The organism is Streptomyces sp. NPDC039430, assembly GCF_055639435.1.
On sequence record NZ_JBVKAK010000025.1, the window covers coordinates 80,887 to 97,131 of the forward strand.

14 protein-coding genes are annotated in these 16,245 nt (G+C 71.5%); 7 read left to right on the forward strand and 7 right to left on the reverse strand.

The window, feature by feature from the left end:
* The first annotated feature begins 33 nt into the window (after positions 1–33).
* Positions 34–735 (forward strand): pyridoxamine 5'-phosphate oxidase family protein, encoded by a 702-nt coding sequence (locus ACZ7LS_RS35175; RefSeq protein WP_385131370.1) that lies wholly within the window; start codon positions 34–36, stop codon positions 733–735.
* Between the two features lie 54 nt (positions 736–789).
* Here the strand turns inward: ACZ7LS_RS35175 and ACZ7LS_RS35180 are convergent, their stop codons facing one another.
* The 4 genes from ACZ7LS_RS35180 to ACZ7LS_RS35195 all read right to left on the reverse strand — a co-directional run bounded on the left by ACZ7LS_RS35180 (position 790) and on the right by ACZ7LS_RS35195 (position 4,524).
* On the reverse strand, positions 790–1,755 hold the full coding sequence (locus tag ACZ7LS_RS35180; protein WP_385131373.1) for a DMT family transporter: 966 nt from the start codon (positions 1,753–1,755) through the stop codon (positions 790–792).
* 185 nt (positions 1,756–1,940) lie between these two features.
* The gene (locus ACZ7LS_RS35185) at positions 1,941–2,924 is read right to left on the reverse strand and encodes an EamA family transporter (RefSeq protein WP_385131376.1); all 984 of its coding nucleotides are present in this window, start codon (positions 2,922–2,924) and stop codon (positions 1,941–1,943) included.
* Between the two features lie 106 nt (positions 2,925–3,030).
* Positions 3,031–3,561: a Clp protease N-terminal domain-containing protein gene (locus ACZ7LS_RS35190; RefSeq protein ID WP_382675743.1), complete on the reverse strand. Its 531-nt coding sequence runs from the start codon at positions 3,559–3,561 to the stop codon at positions 3,031–3,033.
* 336 nt (positions 3,562–3,897) lie between these two features.
* Entirely contained in the window at positions 3,898–4,524 is a 627-nt protein-coding gene (locus ACZ7LS_RS35195; RefSeq protein ID WP_382530163.1) for a PadR family transcriptional regulator, read from the reverse strand.
* 153 nt (positions 4,525–4,677) lie between these two features.
* On the opposite strand from ACZ7LS_RS35195, the gene ACZ7LS_RS35200 reads away from it, so the two are divergent.
* From ACZ7LS_RS35200 to ACZ7LS_RS35210, 3 genes are all read left to right on the forward strand, one after another.
* Positions 4,678–5,052, forward strand: a complete 375-nt coding sequence (locus ACZ7LS_RS35200) for a hypothetical protein (protein WP_385131380.1) — start codon at positions 4,678–4,680, stop codon at positions 5,050–5,052.
* A 229-nt stretch (positions 5,053–5,281) separates the two neighbouring features.
* A complete protein-coding gene (locus ACZ7LS_RS35205) occupies positions 5,282–5,899 on the forward strand; it encodes a hypothetical protein (RefSeq protein WP_382530160.1) in 618 nt (205 codons plus the stop codon).
* A 164-nt stretch (positions 5,900–6,063) separates the two neighbouring features.
* On the forward strand, positions 6,064–6,885 hold the full coding sequence (locus tag ACZ7LS_RS35210; protein ID WP_385131384.1) for a PhzF family phenazine biosynthesis protein: 822 nt from the start codon (positions 6,064–6,066) through the stop codon (positions 6,883–6,885).
* A 91-nt stretch (positions 6,886–6,976) separates the two neighbouring features.
* On the opposite strand, the gene ACZ7LS_RS35215 is transcribed toward ACZ7LS_RS35210, so the two are convergent.
* Entirely contained in the window at positions 6,977–7,777 is an 801-nt protein-coding gene (locus tag ACZ7LS_RS35215; RefSeq protein WP_385131387.1) for a CPBP family intramembrane glutamic endopeptidase, read from the reverse strand.
* A gap of 182 nt (positions 7,778–7,959) precedes the next feature.
* Here ACZ7LS_RS35215 and ACZ7LS_RS35220 point away from each other — a divergent pair, with 182 nt between their 5' ends.
* Positions 7,960–9,762, forward strand: a complete 1,803-nt coding sequence (locus ACZ7LS_RS35220) for a substrate-binding domain-containing protein (RefSeq protein WP_385131390.1) — start codon at positions 7,960–7,962, stop codon at positions 9,760–9,762.
* Between the two features lie 176 nt (positions 9,763–9,938).
* Here ACZ7LS_RS35220 and ACZ7LS_RS35225 read toward each other — a convergent pair whose 3' ends face one another.
* The gene (locus ACZ7LS_RS35225) at positions 9,939–11,462 is read right to left on the reverse strand and encodes a glutamate-cysteine ligase family protein (RefSeq protein WP_382530152.1); all 1,524 of its coding nucleotides are present in this window, start codon (positions 11,460–11,462) and stop codon (positions 9,939–9,941) included.
* A gap of 503 nt (positions 11,463–11,965) precedes the next feature.
* Here ACZ7LS_RS35225 and ACZ7LS_RS35230 point away from each other — a divergent pair.
* Both ACZ7LS_RS35230 and ACZ7LS_RS35235 read left to right on the forward strand, forming a co-directional pair.
* A complete protein-coding gene (locus ACZ7LS_RS35230) occupies positions 11,966–12,574 on the forward strand; it encodes a hypothetical protein (RefSeq protein WP_382530150.1) in 609 nt (202 codons plus the stop codon).
* Positions 12,575–12,887: 313 nt separating this feature from the next.
* Positions 12,888–13,094: a DUF5999 family protein gene (locus ACZ7LS_RS35235; RefSeq protein WP_382530149.1), complete on the forward strand. Its 207-nt coding sequence runs from the start codon at positions 12,888–12,890 to the stop codon at positions 13,092–13,094.
* Positions 13,095–13,221: 127 nt separating this feature from the next.
* On the opposite strand, the gene gcvP is transcribed toward ACZ7LS_RS35235, so the two are convergent.
* The gene (gene gcvP, locus ACZ7LS_RS35240) at positions 13,222–16,107 is read right to left on the reverse strand and encodes an aminomethyl-transferring glycine dehydrogenase (RefSeq protein ID WP_385131394.1); all 2,886 of its coding nucleotides are present in this window, start codon (positions 16,105–16,107) and stop codon (positions 13,222–13,224) included.
* Positions 16,108–16,245: the final 138 nt, after the last annotated feature.

Here is a 16,245-nt window from a genome sequence, read left to right on the forward strand (position 1 = left end):
AAAGGATTATGCACTAGTGCAATGGAGAACGCAATGCCGGAGAGCACCGCCGCCTACCAGCCCACGCCACGCACCGTCCCCACCCGGTCCCGGGAGCGGGCGGCCTACGACCGCGAGCTGGTGCACGGGATACTCGACGAGGCGTATGTCTGCCACCTCGGTTTCGTCCGCGACGGCGCTCCGGTCGTCCTGCCGACGCTCTACGCCCGGGTGGACGAACGGCTGTACGTGCATGGCTCGACCGGTTCGCGTCCGCTGCGCATGACGGCGGCCGGTGGCGGTACGGAGCGCGCGGACGACGGGGCCGGGGCCGGCCCCGGCCTCGCCGTCTGCCTGACCGTGACCCATGTCGACGGTCTGGTGCTGGCGCGCTCCGCCTTTCACCACTCGATCAACTACCGCTCCGTCGTGGTCCACGGCGTCGCCCGCCAGGTGACCGACCCCGAGGAACGGCGCACCGCGCTCGACGCGATCGTCGACCATGTCGTACCGGGCCGCTCCCACGACTCACGCCCGGCCAACGCCCGTGAGCTGGCCGCGACCGCCGTGATCCGGCTCGATCTCGACGAGGTCTCCGCCAAGGTCCGTACCGGCGGCCCCAACGACGATCCCGAGGACATGACACTGCCCCACTGGGCCGGGGTGGTGCCGCTCGCGCGCGGGTACGGCGCGCCCGTCCCGTCCGACGATCTCGACCCGGCCATCGCCCTGCCGGACTATCTCTCCGTGCTCTGAGACGACAGGCGGACGAGATCGCGGACGGCACCACGCGGAGTGCGGGCGGCGGTGTCAGACGACCGCCGCCGCCCGGCGGCGTACCGCGGCGAGCCGGGCCTCGGCCACCGCGAGACCGGTCACCGCCGTGAGCAGCAGGACCGTACCCAGCAGGGTCGCGGCGGTCAGCCGCTCACCGAGCAGGGCGACCGCGATCACCGCCGCGCTCACCGGTTCGAGCAGCATGATCACCGAGACGGTCGCGGCCCGCACCACCGCGGCCCCGGCGAAGTAGAGGGCGTAGGCGAGCGCGGTCGGCACGGCCGCGACGTACACCAGGAGCCAGACCACCCGGGCCGGTTCCACGGTGTGCGGCAGCAGTCCCTCGCCCCAGGCGATCGGCAGCAGCAGGACGGCGCCGACGGCGAACGCCCAGGCGGTGGTGGCCAGCGAGTCGCCACCGCCGCTCTCGCGCCCCAGCCACCGGGTGAGCAGGGTGATCGCCGCGTACCCGGCGGCGGACAGGACCGCGAGCGCCACGCCGGCCGGGCGTACGGAGCCGCCCTCGCCGCCGAGCACCAGCACCCCGAGCCCGGCGAGCGCGCCCGTCACGGCGACCAGACCGCCGGCGCCGAGCCGCTCGCCCATGGTGACGCGGGCGCCGAGCGCGATGAGGACGGGACCGGCGCCGAGGGTGACGACCGTGCCGACCGCGAGACCGGTCGCTTCCACGGCGGCGAAGTAGGCGCTCTGGAAGACGGTGAGGCCGATGCCGGTACCGAGGATCCGGAGCAGCCGCCGCCGGCGCGGTTCCACGGGCGCGTGCTCCCGGCGCCGCCGCAGCGCGAGCGCGCCGAGCAGCAGGACGAGACCGCCCAGGCAGCGCCAGAAGGAGAGCGCGAGAGGGCCGAGGTCGCTGACCCGGTAGACCAGCGAGGCGGCGGCGCCCGCGGTCCCCCAGGCGACCCCGGCGACGATCAGGAAGAACAGACTCCGTCCGACGGGCAGGCCGGCAGGAGCGGAGGAAACAGAAGAGGACACGTGACGTCTCCGTGTGAAGAGCGGGATGGTGTGGGTCGCTCAGCTCCGACACGCGGGCAGCGACGAACCGCTCGGGACAGGCCGCCGATACGGCGTCTCCTGTCCGAGCCCGGTCTTCGTCAGCGGATGGCCGCCCGCGTTACGACGCGGGAGGCGGAAGGACGGTCAAGCGCATGATCGGCACCCTACGTCGTGGTGTGTCCGGTGGACAACCGCGCCGGGTCGCCCGTCCCCGTACCGCTCGCCAGCGGCCCGGAAGGCGCCTTCGGCGTCGAGGACTGGGCGATGAACGCGCCGATCAGCACCACGACGCCGCCGATGATCTGCGGTGCGGAGAGATGCTCCCGCAGCAGCACCCAGGCCAGTACGGTCGCGACGACCGCCTCCAGGCAGGCGACGACGCCCGCCACCTGCGGCGAGAGCCGGCGTACGGAGATCACTCCGGTCACATACGCGAGCACGGTCGCGATCAGCACGATCCAGCCGAGCAGCAGGGCCGCGGCCACGCTCGATCCGCCCATGTCCGCGCTCCCGCCGAGCAGCGACCAGTCCATTCCCCAGGGCCGGGCGATCACCGTCAGCACGACGGCCCCGACGAGCAGTCCGTACGCGATCACGCCCAGCGGATCGGCCGCGTTCTCCCCGTCGGCGCCCTGGTCGGAGAGGACGAAGTAGCCGACCTGGCAGCAGGCGGCGGCGAGCGCGAGGAGCACCCCCACCGGGTCGAAACCCAGCCCGGCCCAGACCTCGACGACACAGGCGAGCCCGCCCACCGCGAGCACGACCCCGACCGCGGCGGCGCGGGTCACGGGCCGCCGCTGGACGAAGCGGACCCAGAGGAGGACGAGCGCGGGGGCCAGATACTCGATGAGCAGCGCGACTCCGACGGGGATACGGGAGATCGCGGCGAAGTAGCAGGCCTGTACGCCCGCCACGGCCAGCAGTCCGAATCCGGCGAGCAGTGCGGGCCGCTGCCGTACCAGCGCCCGGTGGCGCCAGGCCACCGGAAGCATGACCAGGGCGGCGCCGGTGACCCGTAGCCACACGACATGGAGCGGGTCGAGCCCCGCTTCTATCAGCGGCTTGGCCGCCACGCCCGAACCGCCGAACGCGAACGCCGACGCCAGGGCAAGGCCCAGGCCGACGCTCCTCCCCTGAGACATGCGCATGACGTCATCATGACAGCCGACGTCAGGAGCGTCACCTTGATGACACCTGTCGAGACGGTTGATGTCCGCCGGGACGGCATGGCGCGGCGGGCCGAATCGCCCGTGGTCAGACCGACCGTGACGTACCGGACAGCCGCCCGGACAGCGACCGCGCGTCCACCCCGGCCCGTTCGAGGACGTCGACCGCGCGGCACTCGCGGTCGGCGGAGAGCGCGGCGAGCAGATCGAGCCCGCCGGCCCGTGGCTCACCACGACGCTCGGCGCGTTCCAGCGCGCCCGCCATGGCGGTGACGGCCGGGGGCGACCAGCCCGTCACCGGACGGTCCGGCACGACGGGCACGGCTCCGGAGTCCTCCACGGTTCCCTGCCAGCGCAGCCCGTAGCCGATGCTCCGCTGGACGAGATAGCCGAGCACGCGCGCCAGCTGGGGACCGCCGCCGAACACGGCCCGCACCTCGGGGTCCGTCTCCAGCAGCGAGTGCAGCAGATGGGCGGTGTCGATCTGCCGGTCGCCGTCGCGGAGCGCTCTTCTGCGCGCGCCCGAGACGACGGATGCCAGCTCCGGGGTCAGCCGGGCCTCGACATCGGCGCGTGCGGACGCGGTATCGGGTCGGTTCGGTGCGGACTGTTCCGGCACCTCCGGAGATGGGCTTTGCACCCTCTCACCCCATCAGTCCCGGGGCCGCGGAACATCCCCGGCGGGGAGCATTTCCGCGTCCCACCGGAGTTGGGCACCTCTGGACCGGTCCTCCTCCTTACGAATGAGATCGCCCCCTCTTCTCCCCCGGGGAAGCGCGCCGCCTTGCCTCCGCTCGGCGGATGGGGGACGCGGCGGGCGGGGAACCGCCGGGCGGAGAGGCGGCGCATTCCGCACCGAACCGAGGGGACGCGGCGGGCGGGAACACGAAGAGGCCCCGCGGCGCCTCGGGTACAGGCGGTGGCCGCGGGGCCTCTCCTACGTGCCGTAGCGCGCTCAGTCCTCATCGGCGAGGATCAGATAGAGCTTCTTGCGCGATTCGGTGATGACCGCCAGAGCCTTCTGGCGCTGCTCGGGCGTACCGGTCTTCCAGACCTGTCCGAACGCCTCCATCAGCCCGAAGCCGGCCTGACGGATCTCGTTCATGGTGTCCCAGTCGATGCCCCGGCCGGCCTCTTCCCATGGGGCATCGGGCCCCGATTCGGCTTCCGTGCGCCCGGTCTCGGTGAGCGTGAACAGCTTCTTGCCGCCCTCGCTCCTGCTGGTGATCAGCCCCTCGTCCTCCAGCAGCTGGAGCGTCGGGTACACCGAGCCGGGGCTGGGGCGCCAGGCCCCGCCGCTGCGCTCGCCGATCTCCTGGATCATCTCGTATCCGTGCATGGGCCGGTCCTTCAGCAGGGCCAGGATCGACGCGCGCACATCACCGCGCCGCGCCCGCCCCCTGCCGCCGCCGCGCCCGCGGCCACCGCCGAAGGGCCCCCCGAAGCCGGGCCCGAACGGACCGAAGGCCCCGCGCCGCCCGTCGAAGTCACCCCGCCCCGGATGACCGGGTCCGCAGTTGCCGGGCCCAGGACCGTGTCCGCGCCCGTGCTCGTGTCCATGGTCATGTCCATGTGAACGCATCGCTCTCACTCCTTGCATCGTTGATCTGTCGCGATACGTCAACGATATATCGGAACAGTTCGCTCGGCAAGGGACCCTGTCTGCGGGGCACTCCCGTGGCAGGCGAAGATTGAGCGATGCCACCGAGGTTCGACCGCAAGCGAGGATGGACGGATGAGCCGCCGTATAACTCAAGGTGTACTGACCGTCGGCGCGATCGGGATCTTGATCAACATCGTGGACGCGAACGGGACGGGAAGCCTGGAGCCGCACGACGCCTTCGCCGCGGTGGTCGCGCTCGGCGCCGGGGGTGAGCTGCTCAAGGAGCGGCGGCCCAGGGCCGCGAAGGCGTTGTATGCCGTGACATCGGTGCTGCTGGTGGTCGCCGGATCCTTCGCGGGCGCCCCGGCGTGGGCCGCGTTCTTCAGGGGCACGGCCTATGACTGGCTCGACCTCGCACTCGGGGTACTGGTCGTGCTCTACGTTGCCGTCGGTGCGGGTCAGCTGCTCGCGCGCCTGTCCCGCAGGGCGTCGAGGTCGCGGGCGTGACCGGCATCGGACGGCACCGCGGGTGAGGTCTCGGCGAGGGGCTCGACAGCGGCGAAAGGTGGACGAACGGCCCGTCAAACACCAGTGGGAACAGGCGAGTTGAACGGAGACGAGCCAGTTTCCCATCCGGCGATTCGGTTCCCACTAAGGTCGTTGCTGCTCCACAGCCCGGCGCCGCACACGACCGCCGTGCGGCGCTTCGCCGACCCGTTGATTGGACTGGTGTGAAGTGAAGATCGTGTATCGCCATCTGCTCGGCCGTTCCTTAGTGGTGGCGCTCCGGAAGCGGCTCACCGCCGCGATGGGGGTGGTCGCGCTGCTGGCGGCCGTCCTCACCGGCACGGCCGCCGGCACGGCCAGTGCGGCGCCCCAGGCGGCGCCGGTCGCCGCCGCCGAGGCGTCCCCCGGGTGGGTCTGCCCCGGCACGCCCATACCGCCGGGCTACGTGATCACCAGCCGCGCGGCGAACGGGTGCAACGGTGCCGGTGCCTGGTACATGCAGCCCGCGCAGGACGGGATCTGGATCTGTGCCACCTCGCCGATCCCTCCCGGCTACGTCCTCACCCTCCACACCGCCAACGGCTGTAACAGCAACATCGACACCTGGTTCATGCAGCTTGCCCGGGACGGGCAGTGGGTCTGTGCGGGCTCGCCGATCCCCACCGGTTACGTGCTCACCGGCCACATCAGCACCGGCTGCGGCAACATCGGCATCTGGTTCCAGCAAGTGGCCCGCGCCGGCCAGTACATCTGTCCCGGCGTGCCCATACCGCCCGGCTTCCGTACCGGCGCGTTCAACGCGAGCATGTGCGGCGGCCTCGGGGGCTGGCTCCTGCTCAGCGCCTGATCCGAACGGATCCGCCCGGAGGGCACCGCGTGGTACTCGGCGCCCTCCGGCGTCCCGCGCGCGTTGAACTCCGCCGCCCCTGGCAACCCGGTTCCGGCTTCGGCGACCCGGGTTCTTCCGGAACCCGCCGTTGCCGGTCCTTCCGCACCTTCTACGCTCCGGGCATGCGCATTCGAATCGTCGACGCCTTCGCCGACCGCCCCTTCACGGGCAACCCCGCCGGAGTGCTGCTCCTGGACTCCGCCCACTTCCCGGACGACGGCTGGCTCCAGCGGGTCGCCGCCGAGGTGAACCTCTCGGAGACCGCCTACGCCCATCCCCTGCCGCCCGGCGGCGACGCCGACTGGGCGCTGCGCTGGTTCACCCCGGCCACCGAGGTGGATCTGTGCGGCCACGCCACCCTGGCCACCGCGCATGTGCTGCGCTCCACCGGACGCGCGAGCGGCGCGCTGCGCTTCGCCACCCGCTCCGGGGTCCTCGGTGCCGTCGCGCACGAGGACGGCTCGCTCACCCTCGACTTCCCGACGTCCGCGCTGACGCCCGTACCGGTCCCGGACGGGCTCGCGGCCGCGCTCGGCGCCGAGCCGGTCGCCGTCCACGACACCTCGGAGCACATCGGCGACCTGCTGGTCGAGCTGGCCGACGAGCGGGCCGTACGCGCGCTCACCCCCGAGCACGCCACGCTCGCCGCGCTCTCCCGGCGCGGCGTCATCGCCACCGCCGCCGCCGAGGACCCGGGCCGGGGGTACGACTTCGTCTCCCGCGGCTTCTTCCCCGCTGTCGGGATCGACGAGGACCCGGTGACCGGCAGCGCCCATACGGCCCTCGCCCCGTTCTGGTCCGCGCGACTGGGCCGTACCGAACTGACCGGCCTCCAGGCCTCCGCCCGTACCGGCCTCGTCCACACCTCACTGCGCGGCGAACGGACCCTGCTCACCGGTCGTGCCGTGACGGTCATCGACGGCGAGCTGCTCAGCTCTCCCTGACCACGAGGGATGGGGCTACGGGATGCCCGTACGCCCCATCCCTCACCACCTCGTCAGCCCGGCCCCGAACGCGCACGACCGGACCGCGCGGCTACACCGTGGGCAGCCAGTCCACCTTCCCGGCCAGCAGCGCGTACCCGACGAACGCCCCGATGTCGAGCAGCGTGTGGGCCACCACCAGCGGCCCGACCCGCCCCCAGCGCCGGTACAGCAGGACGAAGACGACGCCCATCACCATGTTGCCGATGAAGCCGCCGATCCCCTGGTACAGGTGGTACGAACCGCGCAGCACCGAGCTGGCCACCAGCGCGGCCATCGGCGTCCACCCCAGCTGACCGAGTCTGCGCAGCAGATAGCCGACGACGATGACCTCCTCCAGCACGGAGTTCTGCGCCGCGGAGAGGATCAGCACCGGAAACCTCCACCACACCTCGGGCAGCGATTCCGGCTCCACGGTCAGATTGAAGCCCGCCTCCTGCATCGCCAGATAGAACGCGAGCCCGGTGCTCCCGATACCGGCCGCGATCAGTGTGCCGCGCCCCAGGTCGGGCCAGGGCCGCCGGCCGTCGAAGCCGATGGCGCGCAGCCCGCTGCCCTCCCGCGTCAGCAGATGCGCGACCAGCAGGACCGGCACCAGCGCCGTACAGATCCCGAAGAGCTGCCAGGTGAGGTCGAGCCACGGCCGGCCGGGGGCCGCCGAGGTGTTGAGCTTCGCCGCCTGGTCGCTCAGCGCCTCAGGTCTGGTCAGCGAGCCGATAAAGCTGATCAGCGCCGACACTCCGCTCGCACCGAGCGAGAGCGCCAGTACCAGTACGGTCTCGGACCGCAATGTCCCGCGTGAGATGGCCTCCCTGGGACGGGAACCGTCCTCCAGACCCGCCTCCGCCTGCACACCTGCCTCCAGTTAGGTAATCCCGCCTCATGCCCCACGCGGTGCCGCTAGGGTCTCGAATGCAGGTACGAAGATCGCGCGCGACAGGCCGGGGGAGCAATTCGCCGTTCGCGTGGCGAGGCTCGTCCTCGTCCACTCTTCCAGCCCTTGTACACCCTTCATGAAGGAGGGGCGCCACCGTCATGGGACGTCACAGCTTGCCCGACGCGAAGGCGACCGGCACGGGCAGGGCCCGTTCACCGCGCCGTCGCACCGTCTCCATCGCCACCGCGCTGGTCCTGGCCGTGGCGGCGGGGACGGGGGTGGCGGCGCAGAGCGGGCTCCTCTCCTTCGCGGACTCCTGCGCGGACGCCCCGGTACGGCTCGACCTGGCGGCCTCCCCCGATATCGCCCCCGCGCTGCGCGCCATCGCGGACCGCGCGCGGCAGGACCGCGTGACCACCGACGGCCACTGTCTCGACGTACGGGTCGAGGCACGCGAGAACTACCAGGTCGCCGCCGCGCTCGCCGACGGCTCCGGGGCACCCGGCTACCAGGTGTGGGTGCCCGACTCCGACGTCTGGGTGGAGCGGGCCAAGGGGCTGGGCGACGGCATCTCACTGACCCCCGCCGGTACGGTCGCCCTCTCTCCGGTGACACTGGCCACCGTACCCACGGCCGCGCGCGCCCTGGGCTGGCCCCGCGAGCGCTACACCTGGGCCGAACTGGCCGCGACCGCGACCGGCGACGACGGGCTGCTGCTCGGCTCGGGCGACCCCGCCCGCAGCGCCACCGGGCTGCTCGCGCTCAGCAGCATCGCCGAGTCCTCGCGGGAGGAGGGCGCGGACGGCGACACCCGTACCGCCGCCACCGCCGAACTCCTCACCCAGCGCGTCTCCGACACCGACACCCGGGTGCTGGAGACGCTGGCGCGCGACGACTCGGGCGCGGAGAAGGGCAATCCCCGCCGCAATGAGGCGGTGCTGCTCTCCGAGCAGGCCGCGTTCGCCCACAACTCCGAAGGCAACGGCTCCGCCGGGCTGCATCTCTTCTATCCCACGGACGGCGCGCCCGTACTCGACTACCCGTACAGCATCGTCGACGAGACGGAGCTGACCACCGACCAGAGCCGCGCCGCCATGCGGTTCATGGCACTGCTCGGCGACGAGGGCGCGTACCGCACGCTCCGGAAGCACGGCTTCCGGGTGGCGGACACGGCGCTGGACCCCGCCCTGGTCCGTACGGCGGGGGCCCTCTCGCCCCAGCCGTACGACGGGAACGACGCGGGACCGCCGTCCTCGGAGGCCCTTCAGCGGGCGCTCGGCCTGTGGACGGTGACGGTGCAGAGCGCGCGGCTGACGACGGTCGTGGACACCTCGGGTTCCATGGCGGCGGCCGTGCCCGGCCGGGACGGCCAGAGCCGGATGGATGTCACGAAGGCCTCGCTGCTGCGGGCGCTCGCGGGGTTCACCCCCGAGGACGAGATCGGCCTGTGGGAGTTCTCCACCCGGCTGGACGGCGCCAAGGACTACCGCGAGCTGGAGCGAACGGCCCGGCTGGGCATGCCGGTGAAGGACGGCGGCACCCACCGGGACCGGCTCTCGGACGCCTTCACCGCGCTCAAGCCCGTACCGGGCGGCGACACCGGTCTGTACGACACGACGCTAGCCGCCTACCGGGAAGCGGTGGCCACGTACGTCAGCGGGAAGTTCAACGCGCTCGTCATCCTCACCGACGGCTCCAACAAGGACGACGACTCGATCTCACGGGCCGAACTGATCAAACGGCTGAAGACCGTCGTGGACCCCCGCCGCCCGGTGCCGCTGATCGCGATCGCGGTGGGCCCCGACGCCGACCGGAACGAGGTCGACACGATCGCCAGGGCCGCCGGGGGCGCCGGTTACGAGGTGAGCGATCCGGCGGAGATCCAGACCGTGATGCTCCGGGCCGTCATGCTGGCGGCCGGGCTGACCGGCCCCGACGCGACGGCGGCCGACCGCCGCTGAACACGGGCCCGCGGGCGGGGCGCGCCGAGCGGCGTACGGCCCGCCGACGGGGTGTGCTCGGCGCCGGTCGGCCCGCCGACGGGTCGGCGGGCCGTACGCGGCGCCTCTCAGCGGGTCCCGCCGCCCAGCCGAACTCGTCGCCCAGCCGGTGCCGTCGCCCCAGCCGATCCCGTCGCTCAGCCGATCCCGTCGCCGGAAGCCCCCGGGAACCCCAGCGGCCAGCTGTGCACCGGCTCGCCCTGGTGCATCAGCTCGCAGTAGCGGCGGGTCATGGCCGCCAGCGCGGCGTCCCGCTCAAGACCGGCCTCCAGCGCCCGGTGGAAGGTGTCCACCTGCCACGCGGCTCCGTTCGTCCGCCGCTTGCAGCGCTCCTCGATGACCCCGAGATAGAAGTCGCGGTCGGCCGGCTCGATCTGCCACGCGTCCAGACCGGCGGCGGCGAGCGGCAGCAGTTCGTCGCGTACGAGCTTCACCACCGGCACGGTCGTCAGACCGGCGGCCCGGCCGGGGCGCGGCCAGCGCAGCTCCGCGTCGATGCCATGGCGGCAGGCGAGGTCGAAGTTGGCCGCCGCGTCGGCGAACGGCAGCCGGGTCCAGACCGGTCTGGCGTCCTCGGCGAGCGCGCGCACCAGCCCGTAGTAGAAGGCGGTGTTGGCGATCACGTCGGTGACGGTGGGGCCGGCGGGCAGGACGCGGTTCTCCACCCGCAGATGCGGTACGCCGTCGGCGACCTCGTACACCGGCCGGTTCCAGCGGTAGACCGTGCCGTTGTGCAGCGCGAGTTCCTGGAGCTCCGGCACTCCACCGCTGTCGAGCACCCGCAGCGGGTCCTCGTCGTCGCAGATCGGCAGCAGCGGCGGGAAGTAGCGCAGATTCTCCTCGAAGAGGTCGTACGCGGATTCGATCCAGCGCTCCCCGAACCAGGTCCTGGGGCGCACCCCCTGGGCCTTCAGCTCCGGCGGCCGGGTGTCGGTGGCCTGTTCGAAGAGCGGCGGCCTGGACTCCCGCCACAGCTCCCGGCCGAACAGGAACGGCGCATTGGCACCGAGTGCCACCTGCACCGATGCCATCGCCTGGGCGGCGTTCCACACATCGGCGAACCGGTCGGGTGTCACCTGGAGATGGAGCTGTACGGAGGTGCAGGCGGCCTCGGGAGTGATCGACGACGAGGTGCACGTAAGCCGCTCGACCCCCTCGATGTCGAGGGTGAAATCCTCGCCCCTGGCCGCCAGCATCTGTTCGTTGAGCAGGGTGTAGCGGTCGACGTCGGAGAGATTCGCGGAGACCACGTCATGCCGGGTGAGGGTCGGGAGAATTCCGATCATCACGATCCCGGCGTCCACCTCGCTTGCTTTGCGGTGGGCATATCCGAGGCCGGTACGGAGTTCCTCGGCGAGCTGGTCGAGAACCCGTCCGCCCAGCCGGTGCGGAGCCACGTTCACTTCCATGTTGAACATTCCGAGTTCGGTCTGGAAATCACCGCTCGCGATACGCTTCAGCACCTCGGCATTCATCATCCGGGGCATCCCGTCGGATCCCGCGAGATTCAGCTCGATCTCCAGACCCATCAGATTCTTGGGTCGGTCGAACCCCTCCTCCGCCAGGAGCCGCCCCAGCACCGCCAGGCACTGCTGCAGCTTTCTGCGGTATTTCTGCCGATCGGACAGTCCGGAACCGCCCGCCTCGACCTTCTCACCCATCGAAGTGTCCCTCCTCGATCGAGTGGGCAGCCCGCGGCACCGGGCGCTCGCGTCACGATCGATAATGCCCACACGGAGTGATCCGTAACGTCCCACCGACGCCGCGTACCGGGTACAGTGTGGACATCGGTCGTGCGGCACATTCCTATGGCATGGCGTGGTGTTCTGTATCCACTGCCCGACCGGCCGCGAAAAACGCCGACGAGTTTCGGCCGTCCGCGGCGGATCAAACGCCCCAGGCCAGACGCCTGCGTTCCGCGCTTATCAGCAGAAACCACGCAGGAGATGGACTTAATAGTGCCTTGTCCGCAATATGCAGGACAGCTAGCAGAAACATGACACGAACACGTGTCGTATAAACTCCCGTATACGAGGCAGAGAGTCGGCATCGGCCGTACAGCCATGCGCCCACCTCTGACCCCGCATGCTGACAGCGACGTCCGCACCCGCCCATGCTCCACCTCACGCGTCACCCCTGTCTCCTGAGTGAGAGGCAACCCACCATGCCGCTGCATGTTCCCCCGGCCCCCGCGCCCGCCCTGCGCAGCGTTCTCGCGGCACTCGGTTCCCCTACCGCCGTGCGCGATGCCCGCACCCCCGCTCTGCAGTCCGTCCAGGGACCTCTGAGTCCAGAACTCCCGCTGCCCGTCCATGTGCTCGACCACGTCAGCCCGGCAGCCCGGACGACCGCTCCGGCGGGACGTACGCCCCGCACCAGGCTGGCCGGCTGGCGCTTCCTGATCCGCAGCGGTGACCACGCCGTCGCGGCGGCGGACACGATGCTCACCGCGGACGGCTGGGCCTTCGCGCGCTTCTTCGAGGGCCCGTACGTGACCGCGACGGAGCGGGCGGTACGGCAGGCGGAGGCCCTGGGGACGGCGTACCAGCCCCGGCTGCTCTCGGTGCCCGAGCTCTACATGCTGACGCTCTGGCTGCACGGGGACACGGAGGCGGACGCCTCCACGGGGGCTCCCGCGCCGGCCGACATCCTGGTGCCGCTCGCGCCGGCCCCGCCGGGCATCGCGGCCCACCGTCCGCACCGGGTCGCCGAGTTGCTGCCCATGATCGGACTGCGGCTCGCGCCCGCGCCACTCCTGCGTACGCCGGCCTGAAGCCGGAGCGCGGGCAGCGCGCCCGCGTCGCGCACTCTCCCGTACCCCGCGGCCGCTATGGTCGCGGGGTACCTTTCTGCCCATCCGGGCTAGCCCGGTCCGGCCACCCCGAACCACCCGAAAAGACGGTCAAGTTGAACTGAACCGTCCGGCTGGGTGACACGTCCTTGAGCAGAAGGAAGCGCTGTCGCGAAATCCCTGCGGATTGCCGTCCGTAGGGCAACACTAGGACTGGACCAGACGAACACGGGGGGCGGCCTTGACCACATCCAGCCGCAGGACACTCACTACGACACAGCGAAAGAACTCGCCCATGTGCCAGCACCAACCACCCTGTCCCACAGCCGACTCCGCCGACCGCGACGCCGCCCGACTGATGGCTCACCACCCCGAGCAGGGCTGGAGTCTGCTGTGCAATGGCGTTCTGGTCTTCGAGGACACCGGCGAGCTGCTGCCCGACGGGAAGATCATCGCCCCGCACCGGCCGCTGCGGACCGAACAGGTGGTGACGGCGGCCTGATGCCGCCCGGTGGCGTCCGAACGCCGCCGGAATGACTGGGGCCGGCCCGGAGACTTTCCTCCGCACCGGCCCCGACGCATATCCGGCCCCGCGAGCCGACCCCTCCGTGCCCGGCAGGGCCCGGCCGTCAGTTGTCGTACGCGTCCAACGGCGGGCAGGAGCAGACCAGATTGCGGTCGCCGAAGGCGCCGTCGATACGGCGCACCGGCGGCCAGTACTTGTCCGCCGCCGAGACCCCGGCGGGGAAGACCGCCTCGTCGCGGCTGTACGCGTGCTCCCACGCACCGCCCAACGCGGCGGCCGTGTGCGGGGCGTTGCACAGCGGGTTGTCGTCCGCGGACCACTCACCCGACGCGACCTTCTCGATCTCCGCGCGAATCGCGATCATCGCCTCGCAGAAGCGGTCGATCTCGGTCAGGTCCTCGCTCTCGGTGGGCTCGATCATCAGAGTCCCCGCCACCGGGAACGACATGGTCGGCGCGTGGAAGCCGTAGTCGATCAGCCTCTTCGCGATGTCGTCGACGCTGACGCCGGTGGCCTTGGAGAGCGGCCGCAGATCCACGATGCACTCGTGGGCCACCAGGCCGTTCGGACCGGTGTAGAGCACCGGATAGTGCGGCTCCAGGCGCTTGGCGATGTAGTTGGCGGCGAGCACGGCCACCTGCGTCGCGCGCTTGAGGCCCTCGCCACCCATCAGCCGCACATAGGCCCAGGAGATCGGCAGAATGCCGGCCGAGCCCCACGGAGCCGCCGAGATCGGTCCGACGCCCGTCCCGGGCCCGGCCGCAGGCTGGAGCGGGTGGTTGGGCAGATACGGGGCGAGGTGGGCCCGTACCCCGACCGGGCCGACGCCGGGACCGCCGCCGCCGTGCGGGATGCAGAACGTCTTGTGCAGATTCAGATGCGACACGTCGGAACCGAACCGGCCCGGCTTCGCCAGCCCCACCAGCGCGTTGAGGTTCGCGCCGTCGACGTACACCTGGCCGCCCGCGTCGTGCACGGCCGCGCAGATGTCACCGATGTGCTCCTCGAACACCCCGTGCGTGGACGGGTAGGTGACCATCAGGACGGCCAACTCGGCGCCGTGCTTGGCGATCTTGGCGTGCAGGTCCTCGACGTCGACATCGCCGTCCTCACGGGTCTTGACGACGACGACCTTCATGCCGGCCATCACCGCGCTCGCCGCGTTCGTGCCGTGCGCGGAGGACGGGATGAGACAGACGGTGCGTCCCGTGTCACCGTTGGCCCGGTGGTACGCCCGTACCGCCAGCAGACCCGCCAGCTCGCCCTGCGAACCGGCGTTGGGCTGGAGGGAGACCGCGTCGTAGCCGGTGACCTCGGCGAGCCGCTCCTCCAGTTCCCTGATCAGCGTCAGATACCCCTGCGCCTGGTCGGCCGGCGCGAAGGGGTGCAGCGCACCGAACTCGGGCCAGGTGACCGGCTCCATCTCGGTCGTCGCGTTCAGCTTCATCGTGCAGGAGCCGAGCGGGATCATGCCGCGGTCCAGCGCGTAGTCGCGGTCCGCGAGCCGGCGCAGATAGCGCAGCATCGCGGTCTCGGAGCGGTACTGGTGGAAGACGGGGTGCGTCAGATAGTCGTCGGTCCGCAGCAGCGCGCCGGGCAGCGCCTCCCCGGTGGCCTCGTCCAGCGCCTCGATGTCCCCGGTCACGCCGAAGGCGGTCCATACGGCGGCCAGTTGCGTACGGCCGGTGGTCTCGTCGCAGGCGATGGAGACATGGTCGGCGTCGGCCAGGTGGAGGTTGACCCCGCCCTCACGGGCGGCGGCGACCACCTCGTCGGCGCGGCCCGGGACGCGGACGGTCAGCGTGTCGAAGTACGCGCCGTGCACGACCTCGACGCCGCCGGCGCGCAGCCCCTCGGCGAGCAGCGTGGCGTAGCGGTGGGTGCGGCGCGCGATGGACCGCAGCCCCTCGGGACCGTGGTACACCGCGTACATCCCGGCCATGACGGCGAGCAGCACCTGCGCGGTGCAGATGTTGCTGGTGGCCTTCTCGCGGCGGATGTGCTGCTCGCGGGTCTGGAGCGCCAGCCGGTACGCCTTGTTGCCGTCGGCGTCCACGGAAACCCCGACGAGCCGGCCCGGCAGGCTGCGCGCGAACTTCTCGCGTACGGCCATGAATCCGGCGTGCGGTCCGCCGAAGCCCATCGGGACCCCGAAGCGCTGGGTGGTGCCGACCGCGATGTCGGCGCCCAGCTCACCCGGTGAGGTGAGGAGCGTCAGCGCGAGCAGATCGGCGGCGACGGTGACGATCGCGCCGAGGCCGTGCGCCCGCTCGACCACGGGCCTGATGTCCCGTACGGCCCCCGAGGCGCCCGGGTACTGGAGCAGCACGCCGAAGACCCCGCGCTCGGCCACCTCGGCCGGAATGCCCTCGCTCAGGTCCGCGACGACGACCTCGACACCGGTCGGCTCGGCGCGGGTCTCGATCACGGCGATGGTCTGCGGCAGGGCGTCGGCGTCCACCAGGAAGACACCGCCCTTGACCTTGCCGACCCGGCGGGCGAGCGCCATGGCCTCCGCCGCCGCGGTGCCCTCGTCCAGCAGGGAGGCGCCCGAGGTCGGCAGCCCCGTCAGCTCGGCCACGACGGTCTGGAAGTTGAGCAGCGCTTCGAGCCGGCCCTGGGAGATCTCCGGCTGGTACGGCGTGTACGCGGTGTACCAGGCCGGGTTCTCCATGACGTTGCGCAGGATCACCGACGGCGTGTACGTGCCGTAGTAGCCGAGCCCGATCATCGGCGCGAGCACCTGATTACGGTCCGCGAGGGAGCGCAGCTCGGCCAGTACCTCGGCCTCGGTCCGCGCTCCCGGAAGCCGCAGCGCCTCCGTGCTCTTGATGACGTCCGGCACCGCGGCGGCGGTCAGCTCGTCGAGCGAGCCGTAGCCGACCTGCGCCAGCATCTTCGCCTGCGCCGGTGCGTCGGGCCCGATGTGGCGCTGCTCGAAGGGGGTGCCTCGCTCCAGCTGGGAGAGCGGAATGCGGTTGACGGTCATTGCGGAGGCCTCCTGGTCGACGCGACCTGTGAAGGGCACCGAGACACGGGTGCCCGAACGGCCTCCCCCTCTGTCATCTCGACCTGAGAGCTTCACCGGCCCGCCCGGAGGCAGCCCGGCTTTCACCGTCGGTGAGAG

Coding starts and splice junctions, on each gene's coding strand:
- ACZ7LS_RS35175 (WP_385131370.1), top strand. CDS start 34: ATGCCGGAGAGCACCGCCGCCTACCAGCCCACGCCACGCACCGTCCCC.
- ACZ7LS_RS35185 (WP_385131376.1), bottom strand. CDS start 2,924: ATGCGCATGTCTCAGGGGAGGAGCGTCGGCCTGGGCCTTGCCCTGGCG.
- ACZ7LS_RS35195 (WP_382530163.1), bottom strand. CDS start 4,524: ATGCGTTCACATGGACATGACCATGGACACGAGCACGGGCGCGGACAC.
- ACZ7LS_RS35200 (WP_385131380.1), top strand. CDS start 4,678: ATGAGCCGCCGTATAACTCAAGGTGTACTGACCGTCGGCGCGATCGGG.
- ACZ7LS_RS35210 (WP_385131384.1), top strand. CDS start 6,064: ATGCGCATTCGAATCGTCGACGCCTTCGCCGACCGCCCCTTCACGGGC.
- ACZ7LS_RS35220 (WP_385131390.1), top strand. CDS start 7,960: ATGGGACGTCACAGCTTGCCCGACGCGAAGGCGACCGGCACGGGCAGG.
- ACZ7LS_RS35225 (WP_382530152.1), bottom strand. CDS start 11,462: ATGGGTGAGAAGGTCGAGGCGGGCGGTTCCGGACTGTCCGATCGGCAG.
- ACZ7LS_RS35230 (WP_382530150.1), top strand. CDS start 11,966: ATGCCGCTGCATGTTCCCCCGGCCCCCGCGCCCGCCCTGCGCAGCGTT.
- ACZ7LS_RS35235 (WP_382530149.1), top strand. CDS start 12,888: ATGTGCCAGCACCAACCACCCTGTCCCACAGCCGACTCCGCCGACCGC.
- gcvP (WP_385131394.1), bottom strand. CDS start 16,107: ATGACCGTCAACCGCATTCCGCTCTCCCAGCTGGAGCGAGGCACCCCC.